The organism is Methylobacterium platani (assembly GCF_001653715.1).
Lineage (GTDB): Bacteria > Pseudomonadota > Alphaproteobacteria > Rhizobiales > Beijerinckiaceae > Methylobacterium > Methylobacterium platani.
Map to the genome: position 1 here is coordinate 692 of NZ_LWHQ01000063.1, position 872 is coordinate 1563.

Sequence of the window (872 nt, forward strand, 5' to 3'; positions counted from 1 at the left end):
GTGGGCGCGGGAATCGGCGCGCTGGGTCGGACCCATCTGCGCGGCCGCGACGGTGACGAGACGGGACATCATGACCTCGAAACAGGCAAAATGCTGCATTTGCAAGCATTGTGCGGTAGTCGACGCAATCGATGCCCTGATCATGCACATCTCTTACGCCTTCACAATCCAGAGGCTTATGATAAATTCCGCCCGACTATAACCCGGAGTGATGATGAACCTGCGGCAGCTGGAGATCCTGCGGGCGGTGGTCCGGCACCGCACCACCCTGGCGGCGGCCGGGGAGCTGGCGGTGTCGCAGCCGGCGGTGAGCAACGCCCTCAAGGCGATGGAGGCGCAGGCCGGCTTCCCGCTCTTCGACCGGATCAACAACCGGCTGTTTCCGACCGCCGAGGCGATGACGCTCTACAAGGAGAGCGAGGCGATCTTCGCGCTCCACGCCAAGCTGGAAGGGCGCCTGCGCGACCTGCGCGAGAATCGCCACGGCCACCTCGCCCTGATGGCGACGCCGCCGCTCGCCTACGGCCTCCTGCCCCGGGCGCTCGCCGCCTTCGTGCGCGGGCGGCCGCAGACGCGGCTGTTCTTCGACGTGCGCCGCTACGAGGGGGTGATCGAGGGCGTGACCGGCCGGGTCGCCGAGCTCGGCTTCGCGCTCGGCCTGTCGAACCATGTCGGCCTCGCCCACGAGGTCGTGCACCGGGGCGAGATGGTCTGCGTCATGGCCCCCGACCATCCGTTGAGCGCGCGGGAGGCGGTCACGCCCGCCGACCTCGCGCGTCATCCCTTCATCGGGCTCGAGCGCGGCACCCGCCTCGGCGAAGCGTTGCGCGACGCCTTCGCGCGCGACGGCGTGCCGTTCGGCGCCACCGTCG

The 872-nt window shown here is 69.3% G+C and carries 1 protein-coding gene; it reads left to right on the top strand.

What is annotated here, in order from left to right:
- Positions 1-214: 214 nt before the first annotated feature.
- On the top strand, positions 215-872 hold a 658-nt coding region (locus A5481_RS26775), incomplete at its 3' end, for a LysR family transcriptional regulator (protein ID WP_064504418.1).